Here is a 24,471-nt window from a genome sequence, read left to right as displayed (position 1 = left end):
TTATTGACAGGTCGGAGGACAAACCATACCCCTATCATAGTATTCTTCTTCGTTTTTGCCCGGAGCATTTTCAGCGTAGATGGGGGAGTAGACGAGGTTAAGTCTGCCGACATAGAGATCAGCCTCATCACCATAGAACTCCTTGGCGACATCCTCGGGATATTCCGTCAGGTGAAATTTGAGCCCAATCACGCCCTCTTGGTTGAGAACCTCCAGCAAGTCTTCCTTGGTATAAGATTCCCAGTTGGTCTGGTTTTCGATGTCGTGCTTGTTGCCCTTTGCGGGCTTGCCCTTCTTGACTTCCTGGTCATACTTCGCTTTCATTTTTTCGAAGTCTTCTTTGCTGATCTTCATGGTTAAGTGGATTGTTTTGAAAAGGTTGGGAGTAAAAATTTATTGTAATGAAAAGATAGTGGATTTTGTGCGATTGGGACAAAAAAAAGGAACGGGAGGGATCCCGTTCCTTTTATTGAAAATTTAATGAAGAGTTTAAGCGATCTTCTTAGCATCTTTTGGTGCTGGATTTTCTTCGTTTTCCAGTTCCTTTTTCATCAAATCCACCACGATAGGCGTCGCGATGTAGATCGAGGAATAGGTACCTACCACGATACCGACAAACAGCGCAAAAGAGAAACCTCTCAAGACTTCACCGCCAAACAGCAACAACACAATCACCACAATCAAGGTAGTGAAGGAAGTGATCAGCGTACGGCTCAGGGTTTGGTTGATCGAATCGTTGAATACTTTCACCAGCTTCTGCGTGCCGCGGGCATCGATGTTTTCCCGGATACGGTCAAAGATGATCACCGTATCGTTGATCGAATAACCGATCACAGTCAAGATCGCAGCAATGAATACTTGGTCGATCTCGAAAGTCGCTCCAAATGCGCTTCCGATCGCGAAGGCTGCAATCACAAACAAGGTATCGTGAATCAAGGCAACAATAGACGCCAGGGAGAACTGCCACTTGCGGAATCTCAGCAAGATGTATAGGAAGATGGCAATCAGCGCGGCGATCATCGCTTCTGCAGAAGATGCTTTGATGTCGTCAGCTACAGTCGCCCCTACTTTGGAGGAACCGGTGATAGAGAACTGCCCATCCCCAATTTGCTCTGGGTTCGGCGCAAAAGTAAATCCGGTGACGGTAGCGATTCCTTCTTTTACTTTGGCTTCCACTTCTTTGTTGGAAGCGTCATCATCTTCATTGATCAGATAGGAGGTAGTGACTTTCAGCGTGTTGTTTGATCCATAAGTTTTCACTTCTACAGATCCGTCAAATTCACCGTCCAGACCGACTTTCAGATCCGACGGGACTACTGCCTCGTCAAAGGCCACGATGTAGGAACGACCTCCGGTGAAGTCGACACCGAACTTCAATCCATTGACTGCAGCTATGGCGAGTCCGATTATGATGATGGAAGAAGAGACAATGTAAGCAAACTTACGCTTGCTCATGAAGTCGATATTCAGGCCAGTAAGCGTGTTTTTAGCAAATGGAGCTGTAAAGTTGATGTTGCTCTTGTCGCCTTTTTTGGTCATCCAGGTGATGATCACTCGGGTGATGAATACCGAGGAAAAGAAGGAACACGCAATTCCGATCATCAAGACAATGGCAAATCCTTTGACAGGTCCCTGTCCCAAGGCAAACAAGATCGCACCGACCAAGAAGGTGGTCACGTTACCATCCAGGATCGCAGAGAATGCTTTGCTGTACCCGACGGAGATGGCATTCATCAGACCCACGCCATTGCGGAGTTCTTCTTTAATACGTTCAAAGATCAGCACGTTGGCATCGATGGACATACCGATGGTCAATACGATACCCGCGATACCTGGCAAGGTCAGAGCGGTACCCAACTGGGCGAGAATTCCTAGGATAAAGAAGATGTTGAAAACCAGCGCAGCGATTGCCACCAATCCGCCTTTGGCATAATAGGCCACCATAAATAAAACTACCAATGCCAAGCCTGCGACCATGGAGAAGATACCCTGGCTTTGGGCCTCCTTACCCAAGGTTGGACCGATGATGCTTTCTTCTACGATCTGGGTAGGAGCGGGAAGGGAGCCGGACTTCAGGATGTTAGCCAAATCCTGCGCTTCTACCAGCGTGAAGTTGCCTGCGATCTCAGACTGGCCGCTCGGGATCTCACCGTTTACGACTGGCGCAGTGTACACGTAGTCATCGAGTACGACCGCGATTCTTCTTCCGATATTCTCAGATGTCAAGGTTCTCCACTTACGGGCGCCCTCAGCGTTCATCTGCATCGATACGGCCGGACGTGAAGTCTGATCCAGAGTCTGACGCGCGTCAGTGACTACGTCGCCTTCAAGCGGCGCCTCGTCAGAGCCACGGGTGGTTTTGATGGCATAGAGTTCAAGCAGTTCGCTTCCGTCTTCCGCTACGGTAGGTTTTACACCCCACAGAAGCTTCAGATCTCTTGGAAGGAATGACTTATAGCGCTCATTTTTGATGATTCTGTTGATAGCAACAGTGTCCTTCACGTCGTAAACCAAGCCATAATTTGCCTTGATCAGCGCGATCAGCGGCGAAGTGCTGTTGGCGTTTTGAGTTGGGTCGATCTGCTCCAGTTGTTTTTCCAGTGCATTTTTCAAAGAATCCTCGGGAGACACTTCTTCCAGTGAAGTTGTATCTGCCGGAGTTGTGCTGGCTTTTTGATCGGCAATCCAAGTCGTGTTGATGGTTTCGATAGATCCACCAAATTCATTCAACTCCAATACTTCCCAAAACTGAAGCTTGGCGACGCCCTGAAGCATGTTTCTTACACGCTCTTGGTTATCCACACCAGGAAGCTCGATCTGGATTCTACCTGATCCGGCGATTCGCTGAATGTTTGGCTGGGAAGTACCAAATCGGTCGATACGGGTTCTGAGGATGTTGAATGAACGCTCGATGGCATTTTCCACTTCCGTATTGATGAGGTCGAGGATTTCTGAATCAGACGACTCCAGAGAAACCCGGCCCCTGTTGGCCGCTGTAGCGAAGATGGTGCTCAGTTTTTTGCCGGCGCTGTTCTTCTGCCAGGCAGTGTAGAACAAGTCTACATACTTGGCGTCGGAAGTTTTGGCGGCTTCTCTGGCTTCCTCGATTGATTTATTGAAGCCTTGGTCTTTTGGGTTGCCTGCCAGACCTCTCACGATCTCTACCGGAGAGACTGCCAAAGTCACATGCATACCACCCTGAAGATCGAGTCCAAGGCCAAGTTCGGTTTCTTTGATTTCTTGATAAGTGAAATCAGCGCCCAGGAAATTGTAAACCGGCTCTCTCCAGATGGAGTCGAGGTAAGCTCTTTTTTTGGCAAAGTCAATATTGCCTGAAGTATCAGTTGCATAAGCTTCCGCTTTTTGCTGGATACCGCTGGAGACGAATGTGAATGACAGGTAGTACAGGCAAAGCGCTGTAATGATGACTGTCAAAAACACAATGACACCTTTGTTATGCATAAGGGTTATTTATTTAATTGTTTGGAAAATACAGGATAGAAGCCGGGAAGCCAGCTGGCTTCGGCAGGGAATTACTTGCGGGAAAAAGAGGGAATCAGGGCCCCTTAGTGGATATGATCCGCTCAAAAAGTATCTCAACGAGCTGGTTGGGAATCGAGGCAGATATTGACTGTGTGGTCGGTACTTTGAATTCAAAGCTGAAAACGTGGTAGATCAGATACAGGACGGTGTTAGCCACGTGCACTATAAAAGGTACCACCGCGTCTACCGCTACATTGAGAAAAGTCTGATCCGGATGGTCGGATGAATGCTCGGTATGGTCTACTTTGCCTTCCTGAGGCAGGTACTCCACGCTCGACACAAACAGGCATAACAGCAACGCCATCAACAGCGTAAAGCGCTGCTGGAAGAGACTGTTATGGATTACCCGGGTTTTCATTCGGCGCAAATATAGGTAATATTTGAAATTCAAGCTTTTCGTCTCCGTTTTTTTGACTTACCCCTCGGATTTTGTTCTGAGATAGGTTCTGATCACGTCCAAAGCCATATCGAAGTTGGAGTTGTTGGGGATGATCAGATCCGCCTCATTTTTGAATGGCTTGATGTACTTTTCATAGGTGGGCATCACGTGCATCTCATAGCGATACAGGACATCATCGAGATCGTAGCCCCGCTCTACCTTATCGCGGATGATCCGGCGCTTCAGCTTGATGTGATCCTTGGCGTCGATGAAGATCTTCAGGTCCAGCAGCTCCGCCAGCTCGGGATAGTACAGCACAAATATGCCCTCAACCACCACCACCGGGGCGGCCGAGAAGGTGAGCATCTTCGCCTTTTTAGCGGAATTGTTGAAGGTGTACTCTTCGCGAAGTACCGTCTCACCGTTTTGGATCTTGCGGATGTCGGCAGCGTACTGCTCGAAATCTATGCTGTGGGGTGTGTCAAAGTTATGGACGCCCTGTGCGTCGATCGGCTGCTGGTGCCGAGGCTTGTAGTAATTGTCCTGTGAAATAAGGCAAACTTCCTCGGGCTCGAAACTGCTCAGCAAACGCTCCAGAAATAATGTTTTTCCAGAGGCCGAACCTCCGGTGATCCCGACGATGAATGGTTTTTTCATTGGGGTCAAATGTAAATCATTTTAGACTCGATCTCAGAATTTTCGATGGCGAAGAAAGGAAATCAGCGCGTTTACGGCTTTGCCGCGATGACTGATGTCGTTCTTTTCGGCCAGACTCAATTCTGCAAAGGTCTTGTCAAAACCTGTCGGCCTGAATATCGGATCGTAGCCAAAGCCTCCGTGACCGACTTTTTGGGCTAAAATCTCACCCTCGGCGATTCCTTCAAAGGAAATTTCTTGCCCGTCCAGAATCAGGGCGATGACGGTTCGGAATCTGGCAGTTCGCTCCGCTTTTCCAGCCATTTTCTCCAGAAGCAATGAGATGTTTCGCTCATCGCTGCGCGGCTCCCCGGCAAATCGTCCCGAATACACACCCGGAGCGCCGTCCAGGGCAGCCACTTCCAGCCCGGTATCGTCAGCGAAGCAATCGACGCCGTAGTGGTCTTTGACGAACCGCGCCTTTTGAAATGCATTGTGCTCCAGCGTGTCGCCCGTCTCGGGAAGTTCCTCATGACAGCCGATTTGCTGAAGGGAGACAATCTCGAAATCAGACCCTAAAGCGGCTTTGACTTCTTCTATTTTCTTGGCGTTGTTCGTAGCGAAGCAGATTTTCATAGCCCAAAAATACAGATAGAAGGCAAAGATTTTCAAGTTTGGCTCCAGCTTTCGGGCTTTTGCAAAATCAAGAATCCATAACTTCAAGCCATGAAGAAAATAACGATCTACTGTGGCTCCAAGAAGGGCAACAGCGGCGTCTTTGAAGCGGGCGCACGATCTTTGGCTCAGGAGATGATCAAGCGGGATCACTCCTTAGTGTATGGTGCGGGGCGCGTGGGCTTGATGGGGGTGATCGCTGACGAGATGTTGGCTGCGGGCAAAGAGGTCCTGGGGATCATTCCGCAAAAGCTGGTCGATCGGGAAGTGGCGCACCGGGGCTGCACCGAGCTGGTCATCGTGGAAACCATGCGCGACCGCAAATGGTTGATGGCGGAGCGCGGGGACGGCTTTATCGCCATGCCTGGGGGAATCGGCACGCTGGAGGAGCTTTTTGAGATCATGACCCTGAACCAACTCCACTACATCCAAAAGCCCCTGGCACTCTTCAATGTCAATGGCTACTACGACAAGCTGATTGAGTTTCTCAACCATGCGCTGGAATCTGGCTTTCTCTACCCCGAGCAAGAAGAAATGCTGATCATCTCTGACGATCCGGTGGATCTGCTGGATCGGATGTCCGCCTATCAAGCAGGACGCCCGGCAGACTGGTAAGGCCCGGGCCCGGTGAGTTGTCGCTGCAGGTGATATACGAACGGCCTTTCCGCCGCGGCGGAAAAGTGTCTCACGATCGGAGCCGTCACTGCGATTGAGGTACGAACGAAGCAGTCTTCTCATCAAAATCTGCTTCCACTGATGGGATTGCTTCGGGCATGAAAGTCCAACCGAATTTTAGGCTTGGTGAAAAAAGACTTGCAATGACGTCTCAAAAACATCCGTCATCCTGCATCGATCATCCAACACTTCCCCGTATTTCACACTCCTGACTTCGTATTTCAGAAAGATAAATGGTACTTTTGCCAGAACCCTGACAGCTGCATGATCGACAAGCTTTTTCCACTGGACAAAAATTACATCCTCAGACAGGCTCAGTATGTATTGGAGGAGGAATTGCTGGATCAGATGATCTACGAGCTCAAGCGCTCCTACACCTACCTCTACAATCCTCTCCGACTGATGGATCAGACCTATTCCAGGATTTTGGATACGTTTGATTTTCCCAAAGAGCGGGTCAGGTTGATCTATCGGCAGCTTTGCGGGATTTACCGGTTCAAAAACAAGGATAATCAGCTCGAGTTACTTTTTGATGGCCGCAGCCATTTCGACAAATTCAAGGAGGAGTGGGAAGCGGGATTTATCTCTTGGATGGAAGAGCTGGGACAGCACGAACAGTATGTGAAAACCATGCTCAGAATGACGCTGCTGTACGACACGGAGTCTCGGGCCGAATGGGCTGAAAACCATTGTAAGGCATTTATCAATCACTATTTTGAGCTAAAAGTCGTCAAAAGACAAGGCGAGTTGAGATTGAAAATAGCCTAAAAGCAAAAGCAAAAAAGGCCGCCGATCCTGAGATGGGCGGCCTTTTTTTATGGCTTTTCGAAGAGGTTAGAAGTTTGGACTCAGGAGGTACTTGCTATAGAAGTCGTCGATGACCTTGACCGCTTCTGTGGCGTTGTCCACAACTGTGAACAGTTCCAGATCGTCTTCTTTGATGTAGTTGCTGTCCGCCAGCAGCGTCTTTTTGATCCAATCTACCAGGCCTTCCCAATAGGATCTACCCACCAGGACAATCGGGAATCGACCGATCTTGTTGGTCTGGATCAAAGTGAGTGCTTCAAAAAACTCATCCAGCGTACCAAAACCTCCCGGCAGCACGACAAAGCCCTGTGAATAACGAACAAACATGACTTTGCGCACAAAGAAATAATCAAAGTTCATCAGCTTGTCCCGGTCGATGTAGATGTTGTTAAACTGCTCGAAGGGCAGCATGATGTTCAATCCGACTGATTTACCACCCTCGGAATAGGCTCCTTTGTTACCAGCTTCCATGATACCGGGGCCGCCGCCGGTGATGACTCCGTAGCCGTGCCGCACGAGTTTGGCGGCGATATCCTCGGCCATTTGATAGTATTCATGGTCGCGTGGGGTTCTCGCCGAGCCAAATATCGATACACAAGGGCCGATCTTGGCGAGTTTTTCGTAGCCGACGACAAACTCTGACATAACCTTAAAAATCGCCCAGGAATCTTCGCTTCTGATTTCACTCCAGTCACGTTCTTTGAATGCCCGCTTGATGCGCTCTTCAGCTTCTTTATCTTCAAAATCGCTCATATTCCTTTTTTTATCCTTCAAAAAAACGATTCTCAGCAGCAATAGATCACATTTGAAAAGTTTGAGAAACTAATGGTCTGATTATCAAGGTAAAAAAATGAATTCATCCACGGATTTAAATGGGGAATACTTACGTTACTTTTACATCCTGATTATCTGAGATGAATCTATTTGAAAAGTCCGAAGCTGTAAAGGAGGTCTTTCAGCAATTAGCCACCGAATCCCAGCAATTTCACGAAGAGGGCGGGATGGCTTGCGTCTCAGGTTGTGGGTTTTGCTGCGCCAACCCGCAGGTACCCGCCTCGCCGCTGGAATTCTTGCCTTTGGCCTTCGATCTCTACGAGAAAGGGCTCGCGGAGGAAATCGCCAATCAATTGGCGCTTCAGGATGAGTTGGGGAACTGCATCGTGTATCGCTCCAAAAAGGACGATGAGACGCAGGGTTTTTGCGGTAGCTATGCAAGCAGAGGTCTGATTTGCAGGCTGTTTGGAGCTTCAGCGCGTAAATCCAAGTACGGGCAGAAGGAGCTGATTACCTGCAAGGTACTGAAGGAACAAAGGCCGGAGGAATTTGCGTTGGTGAACTCGCGCATCAATTCGGGGTTGGATATTCCCATGGCGACGGCTTTTTACACCAGACTGTATGATGTCGATGAATCTCTCAACACCCAGTATCCGATCAATCAGGCCATCCTGATCGCGCTGGAGCTGGTTTTGCGGTTCAAGTTTTACGAGGAGGCGGAGTAAAGCGCCGGATGGCAATTTTTTTGCTCCCTGGTTTTCCAGTATATTAGAGCTATCTAAAAGGGGCAATAGCACCAAAAATACCCGTAATTATGTTGAAAATCGGCGAAATCGTCCAGACACTAAAAGGGATCGTTGAGACCCGGATCGGAATAGTTAAGCAGGAAATTCAAAACGAGTTTGTCGAGATTTTGTCACGGCTGATCTTGTTGATCGTGATCGGGAGCATGCTGTTGTTCGCCTTTCTGTTTCTCTCACTTTCTCTGGCATTTTTCCTCAGTCAATTGACTAAAAGTCCCTATATGGGATTTTTGATCGTGGCATTGATCTACTTTTTGGTCATGCTGATGCTGATCCTGAGCAGAGATTCCCTGCGGGTCCAGGACAGAGTGGAGAACCTGCTCAAAAACTTTATTTTCAGAATGAGACTCAAAAGACAACAAGAGAAGGAAGAAGATGAGCAATAAATTGGAGAAGACATCGGATGAACTGGAGCAGACCCTGGCCAAGCAGCTTGAGATGCTGAAGAAGGAATCGGAAGAATGGCTGAAAGTGGGAGCGGTGGTCGCTGTGGGAGTCTTGCTGACCTACGGGATCGTAAAGGTGACGCGGAAAAAGAAAGTCAAGACTACGGATAAGGCCCTAGAAGTACTGGAAAAAGAAGGATTGCTCAATGAAGACATCAAAAAGCGCCTGACCAAGCCAAAGGGCTCCAGTTTTTGGCCTAATCTGACGCAGAGATTGCTCATTTTGGGTTTAGCTATGGCCAAAGAGAAACTGTTCGTCGATATGTTTGCGCCTCCAGCCGAAGTCAAGGAACGTGAGGAAGGTAAGTAAGCTCCTCAAATCACTTTCAAAAAGCAGGCAAAAGGGAATCGCTTGGCTGGTCGATCCTGAAAAGAAAATCGACCTTAATCAATTTGGCTGGGTGAAGGATTCGGGTTTGGATCTTATCCTGGTGGGAGGGAGCACTGCTTCTGCGCGGGATTTCAACAATACGGTGCGAGCGCTGAAGCAAATTGCCGGTGAAATCCCCGTTTGCATCTTTCCTGGCTCTCATCTTCACCTTTCGGACGAGGCGGATGCCATCTTGTTCATGGGCTTGATCTCTGGGAGAAATCCTGAATTTTTGATTTCCCATCAGGTCAAGGCGGCGCCGGAAGTGGCCCGATTGGGTTTGGAGGTTTTGCCGACCGGATACATCTTGGTCAATCAGGGCGAGCTGCTCAGTGTTCATTCCGCAAGTCAGACCTTACCGCTTTCTAACGAAGATCCCAGCCTGGCTAAGGCAACGGCCCTGGCGGGGAAATTTCTCGGGATGCGGTATTTTTATTTGGATGCGGGTAGCGGAGCGAGTATTCCGGTACACCCGACAGTCATCTCTGAAGTGAAGTCTGCGGTGAAAACCCCTTTGATAGTAGGCGGTGGACTCGGCACCACCGAAAAGATAAGAGCTGCTTTTGACGCAGGCGCGGATCTGGTTGTTTTGGGCAATTCGATCGAGAAAGATGCTGGATTTTTGGATGAGGTCCTGGCGACTAAGCGCTGGTACAATCTCTCACTGAATATTAATTAGCGATTCTCTTCGTCGCATTTTTCCAGCCGGAACCCCGTACATCATCTTGAATCGTCTGCAAAAATAAGCGGTGTCTTTGTAGCCAACCTCTTTTCCGATATCCCGGATCGATTTTTTGGTGGTACGCAGTAGTTCTACTGCCGCCTCCATGCGCTGGTACTCGATGTAGTCCTGCGGATTGATGCCAGTAAGCATCTTGAAATACTGCCCGACGTAGTCTTCCGAGACATTGGCAACCTTCGCCAGTACCTTATTGGACAAATCGCCGCCAATATTCGCTTTGATGAAATTGAAAAGATCGATCAATCGCGGGTCTTTGAAGTACGTCGAATTGGTGGAAAGTTCCTCTGTAAAAAGTCTGTTCTTTAGGATGTGGCGCAAAAGTTCGATCACCAAGACTTCCGTTTGAGCCTTCAGTGCGCGTTCTTTTCCGACATTACTTGCTTCGATCTCCTTGATGATATCCTCCAGCAGCGTGGCGATCCGGTCGTTGAATCGGATGATAAAGGGCGGAATGTCAAGGGAATTGAAAAAGTTGACGACATCAAAAACCTTGGATTCGAACTGAACGATGGAGATGCAGTCATCTTCGGCGGTTTTGATGTCCTTGAAGCTGATGGTTTGGAGGTATTTTCGTCGGCTGTCACCAAACTGCTCCATGTCCATTTCATTTCTTTTGGAGCCTGTCCCAAAGGTGAGTTGGATTTTCTGGCCTTTTGGGACGAACAACACTTCGCCTTCATTGACCAGTTCCTGATCTTCACCTGACTTCAGGGTGCCATGATGAAGCAAAATCAGGCTATTTTCGCTCTCTTCGTAGTCGAGGACGGTGACGGGCTTTTCAATCTTGAAATTGGTGCCTTTCAAAAAACGTACGTGGACGGATTCGATGACTTTGTTGTAATAGTCCATGACTCGGGAATAAAAGTGGAATCGCAAAAATATAATTTTTCCAACGGGAAAACAGGAGTATTCTATAATAGTGCGTAAAAAAATAAATGCAGGGCATAATTATTTGGAATTATACCCTGCAATTGGGTCTGAATTAGACCTATCTGAGAATTTTTCTCGAAATAACGATGCGCTGAATCTCTGAAGTGCCTTCGTAAATCTGGGTGATTTTTGCGTCCCGCATCAGTCGCTCGACGTGGTATTCCTTGACATATCCATAGCCTCCATGTACCTGGACGGCTTCGATGGTGACGCTCATCGCCACTTCGGAGGCATAGAGCTTCGCCATGGCCGAAGCGTGTGCATAGTCTTCTCCCTGATCTTTAAGCCATGCGGCCCGGTAGACCAGAAGTCTGGCGGCCTCAATCTGGGTAGCCATGTCGGCTAGTTTAAACTGGATCGCCTGATGCTCGCAAATCGGCTTGCCAAAGGTTTTGCGCTCTTTGGAATAGGCGAGGGCCAGCTCATATGCGCCTGCGGCAATGCCCAAAGCTTGAGATGCGATGCCGATCCTGCCGCCATTGAGTGTCTCCATGGCGTAAGTAAAGCCGAAACCTTCCTCCCCGATGCGGTTTTCCGCGGGAACTTTCACATCGGTAAAGATCAATGAATGAGTGTCGGAGCCCCTGATTCCGAGCTTGTCCTCTTTTTTCCCGACGACAAAGCCTTCCCAGCCTCTTTCAACAATAAATACAGAGATGCCCTTGTGGGCTTTTGATGCATCGGTCTGAGCAAAGACCAGATAAATACTTGCGGAGGAACCGTTGGTAATCCAATTTTTGACGCCATTGATCAGGTAATGATCCCCTTGCTTCTCAGCCGTGGTTCGTTGTGAGGTCGCGTCAGATCCGGCTTCTGGTTCCGATAAGCAAAAAGCGCCCAAGACTTCGCCGCTTGCCAGCTGCGTCAGATACTTTTGCTTCTGTGCTTCCGTGCCGTATTTCTCCAGACCCCAGCAAACCAGCGAATTGTTAACTGACATCGCCACGGAGGCCGAGGCATCTATCTTGGACAATTCCTCCATCGCAATCGCGTAGGAAACGCTGTCCATGCCGCCACCATTGTATTTTGGGTCGACCATCATTCCCAAAAAACCCAATTCCCCCATTTTTTTGACCTGTTCCTTCGGGAATTTTGCTTCCGAATCACGCTCAATCACGCCTGGAAGAAGCTCTGACCGTGCAAATTCTCTTGCGGCGTCACGTACTGCCAGCTGCTCCTCTGTTAGTTGAAAATTCATAGGGGTTGTCCAATCTTGGGTTTAAGTTCTGAGGGAGAATATAGGCCAAAAATGCAAAAGGGGCAAAACCTGCCCCTTTTGAAATTGGATTTTGATCTGGATCAATCCCGGTTGCCAAAGAACACAAAGATGTAGTAAGCCAACGTTGCCAGAGAAGCTAGGGCAGCTACCACATAAGTCATTGCAGCCCAATGCAGGGCGTCCTTAGCCATATCATATTCTGGGCGGGTGACGACGTTTCTGGTTTGTACCCAAGCGAGTGCTCTTTTAGACGCATCAAATTCCACCGGAAGTGTGACCAGAGTGAACAAAGTCATCACAGAATATGAGCCTACTACGATAAAGCCAATTAATTCATTGTTCAAGCCTAGCGCAATTCCACCGAAGAGTGAAGCAATCAAGACAACATTTAAGATTTTCCCCGAAATGTTTTGAACGGGAACCATGGCAGATCTCATCTTCAGCCATGCATAGGACGTAGCATGCTGGACTGCGTGTCCACATTCGTGGGCAGCTACCGCAGTCGCCGCGGCGTTTCGTCCATAGTAAACGTCTGGGGAGAGGTTGACCGTTTTGTTTGCCGGATTGTAGTGATCAGTCAGCTGACCTTCTACAGAAACCACCTGAACATCGTGAATATTATGATCTGCCAGCATGAGCTTGGCGATTTCAGCTCCGGAGAGATTGGCTTGAAGAGCCGTTTCGGAGTATTTCTTAAACTTGCTTTTCAGCTTGCTACTGACTACAAATCCAAGGATTGCAAATACGACAACGATTAAGATAATCATTTTGATTTATTGTTTAACTGGGTGTGAATACGAAGTTAGACCTTGTCGGGTTTAATCCAAGCGGGGATTCTTACCATCCAAATCCAACTGGCCAATCCCACAATCATGACTAATATGACCTGGGTGCCGTGGATGATGGCCGCGAAGATTTTACCGTCAGTCTCTGTTATTCCAAACTGGATCAAAATGTAGGCCACCAAGGCGTGAAAGGTTCCGATGCCCCCCTGGACGGGCGCCACCATGCCAATAGTTCCCATTACCATCACCAAAAGCACCTCGCCGGGTGTCAAGTTGGCAGTACTTTGGATCCCTATAGAAACGGTGTACATCGTGAGATAGTATATAATCCAGATCACTATCGAACTGGCCCAGAAAGCAAGCGGACGGTCGAGCGTTCGGATAGATCGGACACCTGAAAGAATCTGCCGGGAAAACTCCTGAAGTTTATTGATCAGCCCGCTGCTTCTGAATCTTCTGATGATGAGATAGACCAGAAGTGCGAATATCGCAATGGCGCCCAAGAAGAGAGGGAGGTTACTCAGGATCTTCTGCCCTAGACCATCCAGATCTACCAATTCGCCTGCAAGCGAAAGAAAAAGTTGGTTTTCCACCACGAAGGCAAGAAAAATCATCGCAACTAGGAAAAGCAAATCGATGCTTCTTTCGAGGATAACGGTCCCCAACAAATGACCTAAAGAAATACCATTAGTGCGGGTCAGGACGCCGCATCTCGCCACTTCGCCTGCCCTGGGGATGAGCATATTGACGAGGTAGCCAACCATCACCGCGTGATAGGCTCGGTTGGCGGTGACCTTTTCACCACCGGCTTCGTTGATCAATAGTGCCCAGCGCCATCCTCTGATCCAGTATCCGCCCCAAGCGATCAGCATGGAAAACAAAATCCAAAACCAATTGCTGCTAAGTACCTGCTTCTGAAGACTCGAAAATTCGATGTCCCGGTATAAAAGCCAAAAGATCCAGACCGCAATCGCCAAAGAGGCCACGACTTGGATGGTTCTTTTGAGGGTTGGATTCATCAGACGAGCTTATTTCTTTCGTCGGGAAAGATCAGAACGGGCTTGTGCTTTTTGGCTTCTTCGAGCTCCATGCCGGCATAGGAGATGATGATGACGATATCGCCCACTGATGCTTTCCTGGCTGCCGGGCCATTAAGGCATACTTGCCCGCTTCCCCGCTTGCCGGTGATCACATAAGTCTCGAGACGTTCGCCGTTGTTGACGTTGACGATTTGGACTTTTTCGTTTTCGATGAGATTTGCAGCGTCCATCAGGTCCTCGTCAATCGTGATCGATCCGACATAGTGAAGCTCTGCTTGGGTGATCTTCACCCGGTGGATTTTAGACTTTAATACTTGGATATGCATTGGTTTAGTATTTCCGGCGCGAAACTAGGGAATAATCGGCAGGTTGTCGATCAGGCGGATGTCTCCGATATAAGCCGCTACGCAAATGGAGGATTTTTCTTTTGGAGAAAAATCCACATAGTGTTCGAAGCTCTCGGGATGGATCAGTTGGAGATATTCCAACCTGGCTGAAGGAACCCCGGCGAAATCATTCTCAATTTCTCGCACTATTTCCAACCATTTTTTACCCGATAAAAGTTCAGCTTTTGCTTTCTCGAGGCTTTTGAATAGGATCAACGCCTGGGATCTTTCGCTGGAATTCAGTCTGAGATTTCGTGAAGACATCGCCAAGCCGTCAGCTTCTCTTCGAGTGGGTACGACCGTCAACTGGAGGGGAAAAGATAGATCACTGACTAGTCTTTTGATGATTCCCACTTGCTGCAGGTCCTTTTGACCAAAAAAGGCAACATGTGGACGGATCAGATGGAAAAGCTTGGAGACCACGATACCTACCCCATTGAAATGCCCAGGGCGGAATTTTCCTTCCAATACCCTTTCCAGATCACCAAAGTCCATCTTAAGCGACGGAAGATTCGGATACATCGTGTCTACTGAGGGCAAAAACACATAGTCCACCCCCGCTTTTTCGAGTTTTTCCAGGTCGGAATCCAGCGTCACCGGATACTTTTTGAAGTCTTCGGGATTGTTAAACTGGGTCGGGTTGACAAAGATCGAAACGACCGTAATGTCGGTTTTTGAGCGGGAATTCTCCACCAAGTCGACGTGGCCCTGATGAAGTGCACCCATGGTGGGTACTAGGCCGATACGCTGATTGAGTTGGAGATGATTGAGCCAGAGCGGGTTCCACTCAGCCGGGGTATGAATTAACTTCACGGAGGGGTAGTATTTCGGCTAAATTGGGGCAAAAGTAGATTAATATCCAGAAATACAATGCTTTCGGGCTTTTTTTTATTTATCTTTGTGCCGTTGTTTATCACGTTCATTAAAATCCCTATAGCATGTCCAAACTACGTATCCTCTACGTTGCCAGTGAAATCAACCCTTTCTTACAAACTTCAGAAGTAGCCAATTTCTTACGATCCCTGCCCCAAGCTATGCAAGAGCGTGGTATGGAGATCCGTATCTTGGTGCCAAGATTTGGGCTGATCAATGAACGGAAAAACAGGCTCCATGAGGTCGTCCGTCTCTCAGGAATCAATATCGCAGTGGGAGATGAAGAGAAGCCATTAATTATAAAGGTCGCCTCTATTCCCAACGCAAAACTTCAGGTTTATTTTATTGACAACGAGGATTATTTCCAGCGCAAGCATGTATTCCATGACAAGCAGCAGAAGTTTTACGAAGACAATGACGAGCGCGCCATCTTCTTCTGCAAAGGTGTCATTGAGACGGTGAAGAAATTAGGCTGGGCACCGGATATCGTACATTGCAATGACTGGATGACTGCGCTCATCCCGATGTATCTCAAAACGACTTACAAAAATGAGCCGCTCTTCAAAGACACTAAAACTGTGTTTGCGATCTATAACAATGGATTTTCACATACCTTTGGCGACGATTTGTTAAACAAGGTTAAGATGGTGGATATCGATGACGCTATTTTAGCACCTTTGAAGACCAAAGACTTCACAGGCTTTATCAAGATGGGGATGGAATATGCCGACCTCGTGGTAAAAGGCTCTGCTGTGTCACCAGAATTAAACCAACTCATCGAGGATTTCTCAAAAGACAAAAATTTTGAAATCAGTATTCAAGAAGAACAGCAAGCTCATGACGAGCTTTTTGGAATTTACAACAGCCTCGCGGGCTAAACTGGCCGGACTGGCCTTAATTTCTATACCCCTTATCAGTTCATGCAGTGACCCGGCATCCGTCGGACTCGAGTTGGCGCCCGGGAATAACCAGATTGGTGTATTCTACGAAGAGTTTGTGCTCGATGCCCAGCTGGTGTTGTTGGATTCGTTCAATACCGTTAATGCGGTGAACTCCGCCGTATTGGTAGTGGGAAATGAGTCGGATCCTTATTTCGGCAAAACCGACGCCACTGGCTTCTCAAGGCTCTATATCGACGCTACCAAAGACCGACCTACCGATGAGGCGATATTGGATTCGATGTTCTTCAATATGGACGTCGTCAGCGTGAATGGGGCAGACTTGGAAAACCCAAAGCGATATCGTGTACACAAGCTGACAGAGCCCATCTTGGATACGCTTTATTACAACTTTGATGCGCTGGCATTTCAGGCGGATGCTTTTGCGGAGGGAGAGATCACGTTCGGAGAGGATATCAGAGATACAGTCATGAGGCTTTCTGTTACGGAGGAGTTTCAGGAAGAGCTTTTTGGGAAGATCACAGACGAATTTGAGTTTCAGACGCTCTTTAGTTTCAGAAATTATTTCCCAGGTATAGCAATTAAAGCAACCGAAGGTGACAACACCACGATCGGCACGGTGCTTGGCGCCAATACCGGCATCGCGACTTACTATCACTATGCTGGTGACACGGTCTCACAACGGTACGACATCAACACCAGTTCATCGAGAAGTTTCAACGGAGTCAAATCTGACCGCTCAGGTACTCCTACGGAAGTCGTCACAGAGTATGGGGAATCCTATCCTGTCAGTCCTTTGGTAGGGATGAAGTCGACAGTGGCTATGGCGCTGCGAATAGATACCAGTCCATTGGATGCGTTTTTGGATACCTTATCCGGTGTTACGTTCAATCAGGTTCTGTTTTCCATGGGTGAGATTGAAAGTCAGGACGAGGAAAATAACCCTATCAGCGGTATGGTGATGATATTTGTCGATCAGAATAACGAGCCTATCAAAAGTACCCTTAACAGTTCTGCTCTCTATGTACAGACGGATGGGCAAGCACAGGTCGTACTGGATTCCAATGGGGATAAAGTCCCCAGCAATGTGTATGCAAACGCCGCTATTTTGAGCTACGTGGCAGATGAAAAGACCTATCTGGCAGGGATCACCTCCCATGTGAATGCGATCTACCGGGGAGATCTGCAGCGCCAAGACTGGCTGCTCTATGCATCAACTCCGCAGACCGGGGACGATTTCAAAAGATCCCTGCGTCAGTTTAAAGTAAACAAAGATAAGGTTACCGTGAAAGTCATTTATTCGAAAACACGGTAGTTCAATCGATTTCTTTGAAGTCGCTCTAATCCACTTTCCGTTTTTCGGGAAGTGGATTATTTTTTTTGGCACGAATGGTGTTTCTTTGCTGAAGTTCAAACCAACTTTAATAATTTTTAAATATGTGCGGAATTGTCGCTTATGTGGGGCAGCAGGAAGCTTTACCCATAATCCTCAAAGGCCTTCGAAGATTGGAATACCGTGGCTATGATTCAGCCGGTGTGGCTCTTTTGGATCGTGAAGGCTTAAGTATCTATAAGAAAAAAGGCAAGGTTTCCGAATTGGAGAAACATCTGGAGTCTACCGGAGGCTTATCATCCAAAATTGGAATCGGTCATACCCGTTGGGCTACCCACGGGGAGCCAAATGACGTAAATGCCCACCCGCACTACTCCTCTTCGGAGAAGTTTGCAATGATCCATAATGGGATCATCGAAAACTACGAGGTCCTAAAAAAGGATCTTCTTCAAAAAGGCTACAAGTTCCAGAGTGATACAGACACGGAGGTTTTCGTTAAATTCATCGAAGACATCTTTGTGCACAACGAATGTACACTCGAAGAAGCGCTGCGTTTGGCTTTGCATAAGGTAGTAGGTGCCTACGCGATTGTCCTGATCAATAAGGAGGAGCCGAATACCCTGATTGCTGCTAGAAAAGGCTCACCTTTGGTCATTGGAGTAGGAGAAGATGAGTATTTTCTGGCTTCCGATGCCACTCCTATCATCGAATATACCAATAAGGTGGTCTATCTCGATGACTATGAAATTGCAGTAATCCGGGATGGTAAACTTCAGGTCAAAACGATCGAAAACGTGGAAACCCACCCTTACATCAACCAACTCGAAATGGAGCTGGAAGCAATCGAGAAGGGTGGATACGAGCACTTCATGCTCAAGGAGATTTATGAGCAGCCCAAGTCCATTGCAGATTGTCTGAGAGGAAGATTGGATGCTAAATCCGGACGCTTGGTACTGGGAGGTTTGCGGGACTACATGAATAAGTTTCAAAATGCGGAGCGGATCATCATCACCGCCTGCGGTACCTCGTGGCACGCGGGCCTGGTCGCGGAATACCTCTTTGAGGAGTTTGCCAGAGTGCCCGTGGAAGTGGAGTATGCTTCAGAGTTCAGGTACCGAAACCCCGTAATCAGCGAGAAAGACTTTGTCATTGCCATCTCCCAATCCGGTGAGACTGCCGATACGTTGGCAGCCATTGAGTTGGCAAAGTCAAAAGGAGCTACGATTTTTGGCGTTTGTAACGTCGTAGGATCTTCTATCCCGAGAGCAACTCATGCGGGATCTTACACTCATGCCGGGCCAGAAATCGGAGTGGCTTCTACCAAAGCTTTTACCGCACAGATCTCCGTTTTGGCGATGATGGCTTTGAAGCTTGGCTACCAAAGAGGGACTTTGCCAGAAAGCAAATACATACAGCTGCTGCATGAATTGGCAGCCATTCCGGCTAAAGTTGAGAAGGCGCTTCAGACCAACGATCTGATCAAATATATTGCTTCCGAATACAAGGATGTGAGAAATGCGCTCTATCTGGGACGTGGATATAATTTCCCGGTTGCTTTGGAAGGAGCATTGAAGCTGAAGGAGATTTCCTACATCCACGCCGAGGGATATCCGGCAGCAGAGATGAAGCACGGGCCAATCGCCTTGATTGACGAGGAAATGCCGGTATTCTTTATCGCCACTCAGGACAGTTCCTACGAAAAAGTGGTCAGCAATATTCAAGAAGTGAAAGCCAGGAAAGGAAAAGTGATTGCTGTGGTGACCGAGGGCGACACCCAGGTAAAAGCAATCGCGGATCACGTGATCGAGATCCCTGCGGTGCATGAGGCGTTTGTTCCTCTGGTGGCAGTGGTGCCTTTGCAGCTGCTCTCCTATCACATCGCCGTGATGCGGGGATGCAACGTAGACCAGCCGAGGAATCTGGCGAAATCAGTGACGGTGGAATAAATCAAGAGACTGGCAGAAATGTCAGTCTTTTTTGTTACAGGCCCCGGGCGTCCAAGATATTACCCCAGAGCGATCGGCCGTGCAGGCATTTCCATAGGTTTTGCCATCACATCCGCAAACCGGAGTGTAGTCTAAAGTACAGGGTCCTGAAGTGATCCTTTCTGAATCGATACAATTTTCCGGAATATTTTCTTCTTCACAGTGTGAAAAGATAAATAGAGAACCAAAGAATAGAAGGACAGGCAATTTTCTCATACTCAGTGGACGGATTTTCAAATCACGTCGCTACAAACAAAGGTACAACTTCACAAATCACCACTACCCAGCCGATAAAATCCTTACTTTTGCGCAGCGAAGAAAACACCCATGCTGGACAAATTACAGGCGCTCAAAGATCGTTTCGAAGAAGTAGGCCAACTCATTATCCTGCCGGACTCCATGTCCGACATGAGCAAATACACCAAGCTTAGCAAAGAGTATAAAGATCTCGAGAAAATCGTGGCCGCTTTTGACGAATACAAGCTCGTCATGCAGAACATCGACAGCTCAAAAGAGATCCTGGAAAAGGAGAAAGATCCTGAGTTTCGGGAGATGGCCAAGGCGGAATTGGACGAGCTCCGGGATCGAAAGGAAGGGCTGGAGGAAGATCTAAAACAACTGCTCATCCCCAAAGACCCCAATGACTCCAAGGACTGTATCCTCGAAATCCGAGGGGGAACCGGTGGCGACGAAGCCGCGATCTTTGCAGGAGATCTGTTCCGGATGTATGAGCGGTTTTGCGAGATTCAGGGTTGGAGATTGACGGTCCTGGATTTGACCTTCGGCTCGGCGGGAGGTTACAAAGAAATCATTGCCACTGTCTCCGGTGCGGATGTATATGGCATGCTAAAATACGAATCCGGCGTGCATCGCGTGCAGCGGGTGCCAGCCACCGAATCGCAGGGACGCGTGCATACTTCCGCAGCTTCTGTGGCAGTGCTCCCCGAAATGGACGAAGTTGAGGTGCATCTGGACATGAATGACATCCGTAAGGATACCTATTGCTCATCCGGTCCGGGCGGTCAGTCAGTCAACACGACTTATTCCGCTGTTCGGCTGACCCACAACCCTTCAGGCCTGATCGTAACATGTCAAGACGAAAAATCCCAGATCAAAAACTTTGAAAAAGCGCTTAAGGTTTTGAGATCCAGACTTTATGAGATTGAGCTTGCCAAGCACAACGATGCCGTTGGCGCTCAGCGGAGATCCATGGTAGGCAGCGGGGACCGCTCTGACAAAATCAGAACCTACAACTATCCCCAGTCACGTGTCACCGACCATCGGATCAACAAAACAGTCTATAACCTACCCGAGGTGATGAATGGGGCCATCGAGGAGTTTATCTCCGCGCTGCGTATGGCCGAAAACCTCGAAAAGATGCAGGCGGGCGGCATCGAGTAATTGGAACATGCTTTGCAAGATTGAATTTAGAAGGTATATTGAAGGGATAAAAAGCCCGAGCTTAGAAATAACCCAAGCGTTTTTATGATTATAGCAGGAGAAAGAGAAATTAATCTAGTCACATGGAGCGAGTCACACTTTCATTCGCTCTATCCTCTTGCCAACAATCCCAAGATCGCCATGAATCTCAGGGACAGCTACCCCCAGCCTTACACGATTCATGATGCGAGACATTGGATCGAACACAACCAGAAATTCAATCCTCCTCAAAATTTTGCCATCGAATTTGAAGGGAAACTGGCCGGATCGATCGGATGTGACCGGGGTAAAGACGAACTCAGAACCAACATGGAGTTGGGTTTTTGGGTGGGTGAGCCTTTTTGGGGAAAGGGCATTGCCACCGAGGCAGTCAAGCTCTACACCAGATACATCTTCGATAAATTCGATATCCAACGAATCTACGCGCAGGTATATGACTTCAATGGAGAATCCATGAGTGTCTTGGAGAAAGCCGGATTTATCCCGGAGGCCATCCTGAAAAGAGCCTACATTAAGAGAGGGACTATCGGGGACGTATTCCAGTATGTGATGATCCGGGACGAAGCATAAGCTTCGCTTTTTTTTGAAGTTCGGTGGTATTGCTTCTCGGGAAACCGACGTGTTCTATTTTTTGTCTGAAAGTCTTCTATTTTTCCCTTTCCCGCAGATCTCAGCAGAAAAAGACACAGATTTCCACAGAGATTGCTTTCAAGGACCGTGGGTCAGTTTTTCTCACGCTACCTCACCAAGACCTTTTTGGACAGGACACCATTTTTGCCCTCTAGCTTAACTACGAGAAGGCCTTTCGGGAGCCCTTGTAGATAGATCTCGCCTTGGCCGGATGCTATCGGAAGCGTTTCCACCAATTGCCCGAGGGAATTGAATACCGAGAGGCTTGCCCAAGAATCGAGTGAAGTTGAAGTGATCGTCAGGTTTCCTGAACTTGGGTTTGGATAGATCTTCAGGTTTCCTTCGTCGAGTGGCTCCAGTGCCGTAATAATATTCACGTTCACCGCAAGGGTTCGCTTCGTGCTGAAGCCACACTCGTTTTGGGCTTCCACCGAAAGTTCAAAATCTCCCTCCTTTTCCCACACAACTACCACCCTTCCAGTTCCCTGGCCGGACAGGATCTTGCCGCCGTCGCCGCTTACGGCCCATCGGTAGTTCAGCCCGGGAATGGATTCGATCTCATAAGTCTGCCCACCCAGTCCGACCCTTGCCTCACCGGCAATGGACACGGGAGCTTGGGGTGCCGAATTCACCGCGATCGCCTTTACAATCGACTCGGCAGCTCCGCAGTAGTTTTCTTGCTTGACGGTGATCTGTTGGGTGCCTTCTTGATTCCAAAGGACTTCTACCACATGAGTGCCCTGTCCTTTGGTGATCTGTCCGTCGCTGACTGTCCACGCGTAAGTGACTCCTTCAATATTGGGCAAGGAATAAGTATAGGGAACCTCCTGGCACACAGTCCCTTCTCCCTCTATCGATACATTTACAGGCGGTAAAGACGTGACTTGAACTTCCTTGGCCGATGTCTCTCCGGTTCCGCAGAAATTGGATCGGCTGACGAGAACGGCGTTCCTGCCTGCGGTCGTCCACTTGACTTCGATTTGGCTGGTTCCTTGGCCGGAGATAATCTCACCTCCGTCCACCCGCCAGGCAATAGTGGATCCGGCCTGTGGAAGTCCCGACACTGAATAGGATTTGTTGACCAGACAGCTTTGGGAATCGCCCATAATTTCGCCCAAGCTACCCGTCGGAGGTGAGCAGATAAATGAAAGGATAGTGCCATCCTCTCCGACGAAATAGGCCTTTTGATCCGTGCCCGCACTCACCGCATTCAGACTTCGGAGGGTTCCTGTGACGATTGGCCTCCAAGTTTCTCCACCGTCGACTGTGACCATTGCCAACCCGTCCTCACCTGCCACAAAGCCGTTATTCTTGCCAAAGAAATCAACGGACTTGAGGTCTTTGTCCGTGCCGGATTCGATCTTTTTCCATGTTTTGGCCTTGTCGTTTGTTTTTAGGATGATTCCGCCATCGCCTACTACAATCGCCTGGCTTGTGTCGATCTTAGCCAGTGCGTTTAGATTTTGTTCCGTTACCTTTGGGATGGTCTCCCACATATTCCCTCCAAAGGTCCAACTTATTTGTCCGCTGTCCCCCACCGCAAATCCATTGTCATTGTCAAAGAAGGTAAGGTCTTTGAGATTTTCTGTAGTATTGGATACCACGGTTTGATCCCAGGTTACACCTGAGTCTGAAGACCGGGAAATATATCCTTGGGAGCCTGTGAGATAAACCGTAGATGGGGCAAAAAGGTAAAATCCTGTAACACTCCGGTCCGCAGGATTAAAAACTGGAGTCCAGACGGTACCGGAATTTGAAGTGCGGTAGATCTTTCCGCTTTGTGATCCGGCATAGCCAAATGAGGTGTTCCAAAAGTCGATGGTATGGATGAGGATAGACTCAGGTAGAGAGCGATTGACCAAGGTAGTTGCACCATTGGTAGTGACGAACAACCCTCCCCTTTCTCCTGCGATATATCCGGTGTTTACATTTTTGAAATCTGCACTTGTAAAGTTGTTTCTGATCCCAGCCAGTTTTTGCGTCCAGCTCGTTCCAGCATTGCCGGAGTTGCTGAGGTAGCCGTCTTGACCTATTGTCGAAGCGAGATTGCTACCGGGTATAAATGCGATGGACTTGAGGTTTCGGATATTGCCAGCACCGAGACTGCGTTTGGTAAATGATGTTCCCGAGTTGGCGGTTCTGACCATAGTTGCCAAATCACCTGCTGCGGTGACTATCCTCGCATCCAGTGGACTGATGGCGACCTTCCGCAGCGTATTGGTGGTGGTGGAGTTCAATACTGGCCAAGTCGATCCGCCGTCCACGGTTTTGACGAAAAGGCCGTTTTCACCAACAGCATAGCCTATCGACTCGCTCGAAAAGGCGATCCCATACAGGGCGTCGCTTTGAGCAAGACCCGAAAGGGCCCAGGTATTCCCTTTGTCTGTTGATTTTAGAATTTTTCCCCCGTCTGCCGCGATGAATCCGGTATTTTCATTTGAAAAAGTGATTTCGTTCAGCCGGAGAGCAGTTCCGCTGGATACCTTTTTCCAGGTTTCGCCGGAATCTGTGGAGCTCACGATTTCCCCCTTTTCACCTACTGCGAAAAGGAGGGAATCGGAAAGTTTTGCGATGCTGAGCAGGGTGTTTTGAGTTCCTGATTCCTTCTTCTGCCAACTTCTGCCCCCGTCGCCTGTGAGGTAGATGGCACCGCTGTCGCCGACAGCGACGGCCTTGCCTTCTCCAACAAAGACAACATCATAGAACCTCGTGTCGAACTTTTGCAAGACCTCTTCCCAGGTGGCTCCTCCGTCGCTTGTCAGGACGATAAGCCTTTCCCCTACCACGATGCCTTCTTGGGCATTTCTCCATGTGATTGATTCGAAATCGAGCCCCCAGCTTTGCATGCGGGTTAAGGTCTGAGTGACAGCATCTGATGAGATGAGCAGGAAAAAAAGAAAAACAGACAGGAGTCTCTTCATATTTTATGAAAACAAAAGCTGCTTGGGCGAGAATGTAATTTGTCGGAAAGTGGAGACACGGTTTTAAGATAATCAATCGCTTTCACCTGAATTCTTAAATAGCATGATAAATTTATGGTTTAATTGATAATGCCATGAAATACCCATGAGAAATGCTTCTCACACAGGGGTATGACTATT

25 protein-coding genes are annotated in these 24,471 nt (G+C 48.4%); 11 read left to right on the top strand and 14 right to left on the bottom strand.

Annotated elements, in window-relative coordinates; all coding sequences use genetic code 11:
- The 5 genes from G459_RS0105755 to G459_RS0105730 form a co-directional block, all read right to left on the bottom strand.
- Window positions 1–354: a hypothetical protein gene (locus G459_RS0105755; protein ID WP_026966790.1), complete on the bottom strand. Its 354-nt coding sequence runs from the start codon at window positions 352–354 to the stop codon at window positions 1–3.
- Window positions 355–489: 135 nt separating this feature from the next.
- Window positions 490–3,462 (bottom strand): protein translocase subunit SecDF, encoded by a 2,973-nt coding sequence (secDF, locus tag G459_RS0105745; protein ID WP_026966789.1) that lies wholly within the window; start codon window positions 3,460–3,462, stop codon window positions 490–492.
- 94 nt (window positions 3,463–3,556) lie between these two features.
- The gene (locus G459_RS0105740; protein WP_026966788.1) at window positions 3,557–3,901 is read right to left on the bottom strand and encodes a hypothetical protein; all 345 of its coding nucleotides are present in this window, start codon (window positions 3,899–3,901) and stop codon (window positions 3,557–3,559) included.
- A 57-nt stretch (window positions 3,902–3,958) separates the two neighbouring features.
- A complete protein-coding gene (udk, locus tag G459_RS0105735; RefSeq protein WP_026966787.1) occupies window positions 3,959–4,579 on the bottom strand; it encodes a uridine kinase in 621 nt (206 codons plus the stop codon).
- A 33-nt stretch (window positions 4,580–4,612) separates the two neighbouring features.
- Complete coding sequence (locus G459_RS0105730; protein WP_026966786.1) at window positions 4,613–5,194, bottom strand: non-canonical purine NTP diphosphatase; 582 nt, start codon at window positions 5,192–5,194, stop codon at window positions 4,613–4,615.
- 90 nt (window positions 5,195–5,284) lie between these two features.
- On the opposite strand from G459_RS0105730, the gene G459_RS0105725 reads away from it, so the two are divergent.
- A complete protein-coding gene (locus tag G459_RS0105725) occupies window positions 5,285–5,848 on the top strand; it encodes an LOG family protein (RefSeq protein ID WP_026966785.1) in 564 nt (187 codons plus the stop codon).
- 324 nt (window positions 5,849–6,172) lie between these two features.
- A complete protein-coding gene (locus G459_RS0105720; protein WP_026966784.1) occupies window positions 6,173–6,676 on the top strand; it encodes a hypothetical protein in 504 nt (167 codons plus the stop codon).
- A 66-nt stretch (window positions 6,677–6,742) separates the two neighbouring features.
- On the opposite strand, the gene G459_RS0105715 is transcribed toward G459_RS0105720, so the two are convergent.
- On the bottom strand, window positions 6,743–7,468 hold the full coding sequence (locus G459_RS0105715) for an LOG family protein (RefSeq protein ID WP_035455282.1): 726 nt from the start codon (window positions 7,466–7,468) through the stop codon (window positions 6,743–6,745).
- A gap of 161 nt (window positions 7,469–7,629) precedes the next feature.
- Between G459_RS0105715 and G459_RS0105710 the strand changes: the two genes are divergently transcribed.
- From G459_RS0105710 to G459_RS0105695, 4 genes are all read left to right on the top strand, one after another.
- A complete protein-coding gene (locus tag G459_RS0105710; RefSeq protein ID WP_026966782.1) occupies window positions 7,630–8,214 on the top strand; it encodes a YkgJ family cysteine cluster protein in 585 nt (194 codons plus the stop codon).
- 89 nt (window positions 8,215–8,303) lie between these two features.
- Window positions 8,304–8,678, top strand: coding sequence for a phage holin family protein (locus G459_RS26915; RefSeq protein WP_051315085.1), 375 nt, complete (start codon window positions 8,304–8,306; stop codon window positions 8,676–8,678).
- Window positions 8,668–9,048 (top strand): hypothetical protein, encoded by a 381-nt coding sequence (locus tag G459_RS0105700; RefSeq protein WP_026966781.1) that lies wholly within the window; start codon window positions 8,668–8,670, stop codon window positions 9,046–9,048. Before G459_RS26915 ends, G459_RS0105700 begins: the two co-directional genes overlap by 11 nt.
- Complete coding sequence (locus tag G459_RS0105695; RefSeq protein ID WP_035455206.1) at window positions 9,032–9,787, top strand: phosphoglycerol geranylgeranyltransferase; 756 nt, start codon at window positions 9,032–9,034, stop codon at window positions 9,785–9,787. Before G459_RS0105700 ends, G459_RS0105695 begins: the two co-directional genes overlap by 17 nt.
- On the opposite strand, the gene G459_RS0105690 is transcribed toward G459_RS0105695, so the two are convergent.
- The 6 genes from G459_RS0105690 to panC all read right to left on the bottom strand — a co-directional run bounded on the left by G459_RS0105690 (window position 9,770) and on the right by panC (window position 15,023).
- Window positions 9,770–10,699, bottom strand: coding sequence for an AraC family transcriptional regulator (locus G459_RS0105690; RefSeq protein ID WP_026966779.1), 930 nt, complete (start codon window positions 10,697–10,699; stop codon window positions 9,770–9,772). The genes G459_RS0105695 and G459_RS0105690 overlap by 18 nt on opposite strands.
- A gap of 139 nt (window positions 10,700–10,838) precedes the next feature.
- Window positions 10,839–11,978 (bottom strand): acyl-CoA dehydrogenase, encoded by a 1,140-nt coding sequence (locus G459_RS0105685; protein ID WP_026966778.1) that lies wholly within the window; start codon window positions 11,976–11,978, stop codon window positions 10,839–10,841.
- Window positions 11,979–12,079: 101 nt separating this feature from the next.
- Window positions 12,080–12,766 carry a zinc metallopeptidase gene (locus G459_RS0105680; RefSeq protein WP_026966777.1) on the bottom strand — a complete coding sequence of 229 codons (687 nt, stop codon included), beginning with the start codon at window positions 12,764–12,766 and terminating at the stop codon, window positions 12,080–12,082.
- Between the two features lie 35 nt (window positions 12,767–12,801).
- Complete coding sequence (locus G459_RS0105675; RefSeq protein WP_035455204.1) at window positions 12,802–13,803, bottom strand: lysylphosphatidylglycerol synthase transmembrane domain-containing protein; 1,002 nt, start codon at window positions 13,801–13,803, stop codon at window positions 12,802–12,804.
- Window positions 13,803–14,150 carry an aspartate 1-decarboxylase gene (panD, locus tag G459_RS0105670; protein ID WP_026966775.1) on the bottom strand — a complete coding sequence of 116 codons (348 nt, stop codon included), beginning with the start codon at window positions 14,148–14,150 and terminating at the stop codon, window positions 13,803–13,805. The genes G459_RS0105675 and panD overlap by 1 nt, the downstream gene beginning before the upstream one ends.
- Before the next feature lie 24 nt (window positions 14,151–14,174).
- Entirely contained in the window at window positions 14,175–15,023 is an 849-nt protein-coding gene (panC, locus tag G459_RS0105665) for a pantoate--beta-alanine ligase (protein WP_026966774.1), read from the bottom strand.
- A gap of 125 nt (window positions 15,024–15,148) precedes the next feature.
- On the opposite strand from panC, the gene G459_RS0105660 reads away from it, so the two are divergent.
- The 3 genes from G459_RS0105660 (at window position 15,149) to glmS (ending at window position 19,261) form a co-directional block, all read left to right on the top strand.
- On the top strand, window positions 15,149–15,961 hold the full coding sequence (locus G459_RS0105660; protein WP_026966773.1) for a glycogen/starch synthase: 813 nt from the start codon (window positions 15,149–15,151) through the stop codon (window positions 15,959–15,961).
- A complete protein-coding gene (locus G459_RS0105655; protein ID WP_169725000.1) occupies window positions 15,888–17,297 on the top strand; it encodes a DUF4270 family protein in 1,410 nt (469 codons plus the stop codon). The genes G459_RS0105660 and G459_RS0105655 overlap by 74 nt, the downstream gene beginning before the upstream one ends.
- A 122-nt stretch (window positions 17,298–17,419) precedes the next feature.
- On the top strand, window positions 17,420–19,261 hold the full coding sequence (gene glmS, locus G459_RS0105650; protein ID WP_026966771.1) for a glutamine--fructose-6-phosphate transaminase (isomerizing): 1,842 nt from the start codon (window positions 17,420–17,422) through the stop codon (window positions 19,259–19,261).
- 21 nt (window positions 19,262–19,282) lie between these two features.
- Here the strand turns inward: glmS and G459_RS29375 are convergent, their stop codons facing one another.
- Window positions 19,283–19,516, bottom strand: coding sequence for a Kazal-type serine protease inhibitor family protein (locus tag G459_RS29375; RefSeq protein WP_084454348.1), 234 nt, complete (start codon window positions 19,514–19,516; stop codon window positions 19,283–19,285).
- Between the two features lie 111 nt (window positions 19,517–19,627).
- Here G459_RS29375 and prfA point away from each other — a divergent pair, with 111 nt between their 5' ends.
- On the top strand, window positions 19,628–20,701 hold the full coding sequence (gene prfA, locus G459_RS0105645; protein ID WP_026966770.1) for a peptide chain release factor 1: 1,074 nt from the start codon (window positions 19,628–19,630) through the stop codon (window positions 20,699–20,701).
- Window positions 20,702–20,785: 84 nt separating this feature from the next.
- Window positions 20,786–21,310 carry a GNAT family N-acetyltransferase gene (locus tag G459_RS0105640; RefSeq protein ID WP_026966769.1) on the top strand — a complete coding sequence of 175 codons (525 nt, stop codon included), beginning with the start codon at window positions 20,786–20,788 and terminating at the stop codon, window positions 21,308–21,310.
- A 167-nt stretch (window positions 21,311–21,477) separates the two neighbouring features.
- Here G459_RS0105640 and G459_RS0105635 read toward each other — a convergent pair whose 3' ends face one another.
- Entirely contained in the window at window positions 21,478–24,291 is a 2,814-nt protein-coding gene (locus G459_RS0105635; protein ID WP_026966768.1) for a YCF48-related protein, read from the bottom strand.
- Window positions 24,292–24,471 lie beyond the last annotated feature (180 nt).

The sequence above is a fragment of the Algoriphagus terrigena DSM 22685 genome (assembly GCF_000429445.1).
GTDB lineage: Bacteria > Bacteroidota > Bacteroidia > Cytophagales > Cyclobacteriaceae > Algoriphagus > Algoriphagus terrigena.
This window is presented reverse-complemented; position numbering and strand designations above follow the sequence as displayed.